The sequence below is a fragment of the Candidatus Buchananbacteria bacterium CG10_big_fil_rev_8_21_14_0_10_42_9 genome, assembly GCA_002773845.1.
GTDB lineage: Bacteria > Patescibacteriota > Patescibacteriia > Buchananbacterales > 21-14-0-10-42-9 > 21-14-0-10-42-9.
Window position 1 is genome coordinate 1 of the sequence record PEZZ01000028.1, and the last position, 6,930, is coordinate 6,930.

Consider the following 6,930-nt stretch of genomic DNA (forward strand, 5'->3'; position numbering starts at 1 on the left):
GAATTTTGCGTCAGATTTTGCTCACCGGAAATCTTTGAAAGCCCCCATACCTACTTACAAAAAACGCTATAGCCTGTTCCAACTGCTGTGGTATACCCTTATTTCGTCTATTGACAAATTTGACTATTTATGTTAAACTCAGCCCTGCTTCTTAAACTAAAGAAAGTTTAAAAGCTTGATGCCGGCTTGGGCCAATTTTAACTTAAGCCGCAAAGTATAGTAGCTATAGAAATGCAGTCGAATTTCTTTTTACTATCGCAACATTAATTCACTTTATTTCTGTATCTACATATGCAAGGAACTATTAAGAAAATAGTAGACGGTAAAAACTTCGGTTTTATCAGCCAAGGCGGCGACAAAGACGTATTCTTTCACGCAGACAAACTCAATGGAGTTGGTTTCGATGAATTAAAAGAAGGCGATTCTGTCACCTACGACGTTGAACAAACAGACAAAGGGCCAGCCGCTACCAATGTTCAAAAAGCTTAACATTTATTGTTAATAACTTTTTTAAAAAAAATCGCCGTAATGGCGATTTTTTGATAGAATAATTTTATGATAAATAAAAAAGCACCTTTTAGACCAATGCATGCATTGCCAACTGATTTAAAAAATAGCCTGTCTAATGCAAAAAAAGCTCAGGCTGCTTGGGATGATATTACTCCCCTTGCCCGCAACGAATTTATCTGCTGGGTTGAGGATGCTAAAAAGCCCGAAACCCGCGCTCGCCGCATTCGGCGGACGATTGAGGAATTAAATGATGGCATGCGCCGGCCGTGTTGTTGGCCCGGCTGCCCGCATAGATAATTAAAAGGTAATAGACTAGAAGCTTATTTTTTGATAAAATTACGAGACTAAATTAATAATTTAATCTTATGAAAAAAGCTGTTTTTACTTTGATGCTACTCTTAATCGCATTGCCTAATCTTACTTATGCTGCCTACTACATCAAATACGAAGGGGTAGACGGTGAAGCCATCGACTCTTCCGCGCCCGGCGTGGAGCCTGATGAGATTGATGCTCGCACTACCGATGATGGCGACTCAGCCAAAGGTAATGTCGAAACTGAATTTAAAGTTGAGAAAGGAGAATCGGCGGCGCCCGGCGTGGAGCCTGATGAGATTGACAGTAAATTTAATAGTGACAATGCTGAAGAAACTAATGGTGATGAAGATCAGCCAATTATTACCGGCCAAATTCCAAATACTGAGCAAGGAGGCATTGAACCGGACGAAATTGATGACAAATTCAGCGATGACTCACGAGAATCAACTTTTGCCATTCTTTTAAGTGGCGCTGGCGAAGATAAACCAAGCCAAGCAGGCAAGAAACAAATTGAAGATATTTTACTGCAAGGCGCGCACGCTGATGATGTGCCAATGGAAGAAATTTCACTAAACTTTGAAAAAATCGAAAGTAAAGTAAAGCAAGAAGTTAAATTATTTGGTTTCATTCCAATCCAAGCGACCGCAACAGTAGAAATTGATAAGCAAGAGCGGGTCAAAGTAAAATTTCCGTGGTGGGCATTTTTTGCCAGCGGTAAAAATAAAGAAGGATTAGGTGGGCGTGTATTCCAAACGCTAACAAATGTGTTAGAAACGAAACACGAAGCAATAAAAGTGATTACCAATAACATTAAGTAAACTTGACACCCAGCGCCATAAACAAAAGTCGCCAACCCTGGCGGCTTTTGTTATACTATTTTTATGAAACTAGAAAAAAATTATTCTATTTGGTTAAAAGCAACTGGTGAAGCCAAAAAAAAAATTACAAAGGGAAATTAATGATTTTGCCAAAAGATATAATACTTACACTTTTGAACCGCATGTGACTTTGGTTGGTCTGATGTATAAACCCAAAAATGAAGTGGTAACCAGGGGCGGCGAGATTGCTAAAAAGTTAAAACCCTATACTATCAAATTGCAAGATCTATTCTATATTGATGCCTACTACGGATGCCTGATGATTAAAGCTAAGCCAACACCAATGGTGATGCAAGCCAATAAAATAGCCCAAGAACTTTTTGTTCTTGAAGAGGACTATACGCCACATTTAAGTTTGATCTATGGTAATCTTGAAGCTAATGAAAAGAAAAAAATTATTTCTGAGGTTGGCACTAAATTACAATTAGAATTTATAGTCGATAAACTTTCAGTTTACTATACCGGGGGCTATGTCAAAGATTGGCATATGATTGAAGAATATAATTTTTCAAAATAAATTCACTGTTTTATAAACTTAGCTTTTGGTATAATAAAGGGAGAAGAATCTTAAATAAATAATCATTAATTATAAGCTTATGCCAAACATTCAAATTAATTATCTCGCTGTCATATTCGCGGCTGTTGCCTATATGATTATCGGGATTATTTGGTATGGGCCGCTATTTGGCAAACAATGGAAGGCGCTTGTGGGCCTAAGCGACGACGATATGAAAAAAATGAAAATGACCCCACTGCAATCAATGGCGGGCGGATTGGTGGCCGCGCTAGTCATGGCTTTTGTATTGGCTCATGATGCTTTTGTGTGGAGTGATTTTTTTGGAGGCGGCGTAGGTCGAGGTATTTTCGCCTTGCAACTAGCCTTTTGGATATGGCTTGGATATGTCGCCACCACCCAAGCCGGAAGTGTCCTTTGGGAGGGCCGACCATGGAAACTATTTTTTTTAAATGCCTCAAACACTCTTGTTAGCTTAATGGTTATGTCGCTAATTATTACTTACCTAGCCTAGCCAAAACTTTTTTTATTAATCAAAAATATGAATCGCAAAACATTATTTATAGCTATAACTATTATCCTCGCCGCCCTCACTATGGCTACCGGCCGAATTATTTGGCCCGACCCAGCAGGCGCTGAAACGCCGCAATCAAATTTAATCCCATTTTTTGTAATTTTAAGTATTTTTGAATCCGTTGCCTTTGGAATCGGTATCGCCCTTCTACTTTATTGGCGCCTAGCCCAGCGGGACTTAGTCGTATTGATAGCTTCTGTGTGGCTTTTAATTTCTTGGTGGCCGCATGACAATATTCATCGCGTAACCGACGAGCACAATTTTGTTTATCTTTTATTTATAGAATATGGCTTTCATGTGACTTTAATAATTGCTGGATTAATCGTTGCGCAATTCATAATTAAACAATTAAAAACTAAAGACACTCCGTCAATTAATTAATAACTAAATCGTATGAAAAAGAAATACACTAAACCAGAACAATTAGACAAATACGCCTTCTTGTGGTCGCAAGCGAGATTAGTAATTGCCGCGGTGGCACTGTTTTTAGGCGGTACCCCGCCCTTTATCGCCTACTCGCCGTCCAGCTTAATTGGCACCTTGTCATCTCTTCACGCAGTGGCTTATCTAATTTCAGGAGTTGCGGCCATCTACATGGTCTATCGCTGGAACCAAAGCAAACAAAAACTTTTCGGCCATAAAAATAAAATAGACCTTGCCGCTTTTTTTGTCAGTATCGTTTCAGGTGTTAATTTGGGATTAGTTGGCCTACTCGGAAAAAACATAGGCATGTCTATCACTTCTAGTTATCCGATTTTTATTCTGGTTGGAATAATTTATTTGATATCCATGATGCATCTGCAAAAACGCTGGAACCACTCCGGCCAAAAAATGTTCTCCTAGGGCGCGAGGTCAAACTATGTCAGAAAAACTTCAATCACGGCGCGAGATTGTAAAAGTTGCGGGTAAACTACGAGAGCTAACCACCGTCAAAGATGAGGCCGGGAACATTTTGCACAAAGCGCTTTCTCCCCTAACCGTTAAATTTCATCCTCGTGATTTTTTCCAAGTGATTGTGGGGGCGGCAATTATTTCTATCCCGGTAAGTTACACTGAGGAAGCGTGGCGGCTTGGCCAATCCATGCCGATGTTAAATGTATTAATTTTACTGGCTATTTCACTACTGTTTGTCGCCGCTTTTATCTATTCTAATTCCTACAAAGGCCGGCTAAAACAATTTGGCTTTGATTTTATTAAACGTTTAATTTTGACTTATTTAATATCTTTTGGAGTTGTAACGCTAATCTTAGTCCTTATCGGTCAAGCGCCATGGTCAACCGACTGGTTATTGGCCTTTAAGCGAACGGTGATTGTAGGTTTTCCAGCCTCCATGAGCGGCGCCTTGGCTGATACCATTAAATAATCGTATGGCACAACCAAAACAAGAAACAATAGTATTAGGTGGCGGATGTTTTTAATGTACGGAAGCTGTTTTTAGTGAGTTAAAAGGCGTCATCTCTGTCGCACCTGGTTACGCTGGCGGGGACACTCAAAATCCCACTTACGAACAAGTCTGTGCCGGCACTACCAACCACGCCGAAGTTATTAAAGTTGAATTTGATCCTGCCATTATCTCCCTGAATGATATTTTGGAAGTCTTTTTCGCTACGCACAACCCAACCACGCTAAACCAACAAGGCGCGGATACCGGCACGCAATATCGTTCAGCAATTTATTACACTAGCGATGCTCAAAAAGAAACTATTGAAAAATTTATTGCGCAATTATCAAAAGACAAAGTTTACAACAAAAAAATTGTAACTGATATTAAATCAGCTTGACAAAAATTATTCTTTCAGCTATACTTTGGCATTAATTCATGCTAAGCGCAATTATGCTTAGCGACTCGAATCTTCTTGTGTCAGTGTGACCTTTAAGAATATTGGGTCACACATTTTTATATGACACAAACAGCGCAAATAACTAGCAAATTTAGCGAACTTGGAATTGGTGAAAAATTTCTAGCCGTCCTTGCTCAAAAAGGATTTAACATACCCACGCCAATCCAACACCAAGTAATCCCAAGCGCGCTAGACGGCAAAGACGTCGTAGGTATTGCCCAAACTGGCACCGGCAAAACGCTCGCTTTTGGCATTCCGATGATTCAACGAATTGCCCGACATCATGGCCAAGGCTTAATTTTGGTTCCGACCCGCGAACTCGCGCTGCAAGTTGAACAGGCGCTTAAAGATATTGGCGCGCCTTTGGGCTTACGCTCATCGGTAATTATTGGCGGTGCTTCGCAACAGGAGCAAATCAAATCCTTAAAGCGAACCCCTCATATTGTGATTGCCACCCCCGGGCGTTTAGTTGACTTAATGGATCAAGGCCTCTACAAACTAAATCAGGTAAAAATAGTCACCCTTGACGAAGCCGATCGCATGCTAGACATTGGTTTTTTGCCACAAATAAAACGCGTTTTACAAACGGTGCCCAAAGAGCGGCAAACCATGCTTTTTTCCGCCACCATGCCAAAAGCCATCTCGGCGCTGGCGAGCGCGTTTATGAAACTACCGCTGCGAATTGAAATCGCACCGCAAGGGACTGCCGCGGAAAATATTGAACAAGAAGTGTTTGTTGTTTCTAAAAACGATAAAATGCGGTTGCTCGATTCGCTGCTGCAAAAATACGCGAACGACAAAGTACTTATTTTCTCCCGGACAAAATATGGCGCCAAACGCATCGCCCAAGACATCCGCCAGCTCAACCATACCGCGACTGAAATTCACTCCAACCGCTCCCAAACCCAACGCCAAGCCGCGCTGAGCGGTTTTACCAAGGGAAAATTTAGAGTTATGGTCGCAACCGATATTGCCGCTCGCGGTATTGACGTACAAGATATTTCTTTGGTTATTAACTTTGATCTTCCGGATAATTCAGAGGATTATGTTCACCGGATTGGCCGGACCGGACGAATTGGCAAATATGGCAAAGCCATTTCTTTTGTCACCCCGCCGGAAAAATCTGACATTAAAAAAATTGAACGGCTGATTAGAAAAACCCTGCCGGTGCTGGCTTTACCAGCCTTGCCGCCGGGGAAAGCTCCTTCGTCCCGAACTAATGGCACTCGCTTTCAAAAGCCACGACCGCGGCAGCCACACAACCGCCGTAAAAATTCATATCAAAAAGACCGCCCGCGATCCCCGTCCAAACCGTACCGTAAATTTAACCGGCTAAAAAGTTCTGCCAGTAAGAAATTTCACTACAGCAATGATTAGCTATGGCGCCCAAAGAAATTAGAAATATCGCGATTATCGCCCACGTGGACCATGGCAAAACCACTCTCGTTGACGCCATGATGCGCCAAACCGGCATGGCGGAAGTTGGCGTGAGCATGGATTCTAATACTCTAGAAAAAGAGCGCGGTATTACCATTTACGCTAAAAACGCTTCGCTCGTTTACCAAGATACGAAAATTAACATCGTTGATACCCCCGGGCACGCTGATTTTGGTTCGGAAGTTGAGCGCGTATTGCGTTCAATTGATTCGGTTTTGCTCGTCGTTGACGCGCAAGAAGGGCCGATGCCGCAAACCCGCTTTGTGCTAAAAAAATCGTTGGAGCTTGGCTTAAAGCCAATTGTCATTTTAAATAAAATGGACAAGCCCGACGCCAATCCGGCTAAAATCCATGACGCGGTATTGGATTTATTTATTGACCTTGGTGCCAACGGCGCCTGGGGAGCAACGCCCTGGAGTATTAGCCAGGTGCTTAATGGTGGCACCATCAACTACTTCACTAGAAGTAGCATGGACAACAGCAGCTGGAGTGATTGGGTAGCTCAGTCTGGCACAGACATTGCTAGTGACCCGCGCCGGTACTTCCAGTGGAAAGCAGAACTCACACCTAGTGAAGGTTTGAATGATTCCCCAGTTATTACTGATCTATCTTTAGCATACGTAGAAGATAGTACGCCACCAGATAATCCCACGGTCACAGCTCTAGGGTATGCCACCGCCGCCTCTACCTCCGCCACATTAAGTAGTGGCACTTGGTACAACTACCCTGAGCCTAAGTTCACCTGGGAAGCAGGCGATGATGCAGCAGCAGCTGGACAAAGTGCATCAGGGATTGATCTATATCACACGCTGTTAACAACAGATCAGGAGGCTTCTCCTTCTGCTAGTACAGGGGATGCTT

At 42.3% G+C, this 6,930-nt stretch carries 9 protein-coding genes and 2 pseudogenes; all 11 read left to right on the forward strand.

Annotation, left to right across the window (positions count from 1 at the left end; genetic code table 11):
• Positions 1-291 precede the first annotated feature (291 nt).
• Entirely contained in the window at positions 292-489 is a 198-nt protein-coding gene (locus COT81_03565; protein PIS04975.1) for a cold-shock protein, read from the forward strand.
• A gap of 66 nt (positions 490-555) precedes the next feature.
• Complete coding sequence (locus COT81_03570) at positions 556-807, forward strand: hypothetical protein (GenBank protein PIS04976.1); 252 nt, start codon at positions 556-558, stop codon at positions 805-807.
• 68 nt (positions 808-875) lie between these two features.
• Positions 876-1,643, forward strand: a complete 768-nt coding sequence (locus tag COT81_03575; GenBank protein ID PIS04977.1) for a hypothetical protein — start codon at positions 876-878, stop codon at positions 1,641-1,643.
• Between the two features lie 103 nt (positions 1,644-1,746).
• Complete coding sequence (locus COT81_03580; protein PIS04978.1) at positions 1,747-2,220, forward strand: hypothetical protein; 474 nt, start codon at positions 1,747-1,749, stop codon at positions 2,218-2,220.
• Positions 2,221-2,299: 79 nt separating this feature from the next.
• Positions 2,300-2,731 carry a DUF1761 domain-containing protein gene (locus COT81_03585; GenBank protein PIS04979.1) on the forward strand — a complete coding sequence of 144 codons (432 nt, stop codon included), beginning with the start codon at positions 2,300-2,302 and terminating at the stop codon, positions 2,729-2,731.
• Positions 2,732-2,758: 27 nt separating this feature from the next.
• Positions 2,759-3,172, forward strand: a complete 414-nt coding sequence (locus COT81_03590) for a hypothetical protein (protein ID PIS04980.1) — start codon at positions 2,759-2,761, stop codon at positions 3,170-3,172.
• Between the two features lie 12 nt (positions 3,173-3,184).
• Positions 3,185-3,634, forward strand: a complete 450-nt coding sequence (locus tag COT81_03595) for a hypothetical protein (GenBank protein PIS04981.1) — start codon at positions 3,185-3,187, stop codon at positions 3,632-3,634.
• A gap of 16 nt (positions 3,635-3,650) precedes the next feature.
• Entirely contained in the window at positions 3,651-4,154 is a 504-nt protein-coding gene (locus COT81_03600) for a hypothetical protein (protein PIS04982.1), read from the forward strand.
• A 4-nt stretch (positions 4,155-4,158) separates the two neighbouring features.
• Positions 4,159-4,572: pseudogene (gene msrA / locus COT81_03605) on the forward strand (peptide-methionine (S)-S-oxide reductase).
• A 120-nt stretch (positions 4,573-4,692) separates the two neighbouring features.
• Positions 4,693-6,009, forward strand: a complete 1,317-nt coding sequence (locus tag COT81_03610; GenBank protein PIS04983.1) for a hypothetical protein — start codon at positions 4,693-4,695, stop codon at positions 6,007-6,009.
• Between the two features lie 2 nt (positions 6,010-6,011).
• Positions 6,012-6,461: pseudogene (locus tag COT81_03615) on the forward strand (translational GTPase TypA).
• Positions 6,462-6,930 lie beyond the last annotated feature (469 nt).

Bases quoted from the DNA above. Each gene is read 5' to 3' on its own strand.
- COT81_03610 (PIS04983.1), top strand. From the start codon at position 4,693: ATGACACAAACAGCGCAAATAACTAGCAAATTTAGCGAACTTGGAATT.
- COT81_03585 (PIS04979.1), top strand. From the start codon at position 2,300: ATGCCAAACATTCAAATTAATTATCTCGCTGTCATATTCGCGGCTGTT.
- COT81_03595 (PIS04981.1), top strand. From the start codon at position 3,185: ATGAAAAAGAAATACACTAAACCAGAACAATTAGACAAATACGCCTTC.
- COT81_03575 (PIS04977.1), top strand. From the start codon at position 876: ATGAAAAAAGCTGTTTTTACTTTGATGCTACTCTTAATCGCATTGCCT.
- COT81_03600 (PIS04982.1), top strand. From the start codon at position 3,651: ATGTCAGAAAAACTTCAATCACGGCGCGAGATTGTAAAAGTTGCGGGT.
- COT81_03590 (PIS04980.1), top strand. From the start codon at position 2,759: ATGAATCGCAAAACATTATTTATAGCTATAACTATTATCCTCGCCGCC.
- COT81_03565 (PIS04975.1), top strand. From the start codon at position 292: ATGCAAGGAACTATTAAGAAAATAGTAGACGGTAAAAACTTCGGTTTT.
- COT81_03570 (PIS04976.1), top strand. From the start codon at position 556: ATGATAAATAAAAAAGCACCTTTTAGACCAATGCATGCATTGCCAACT.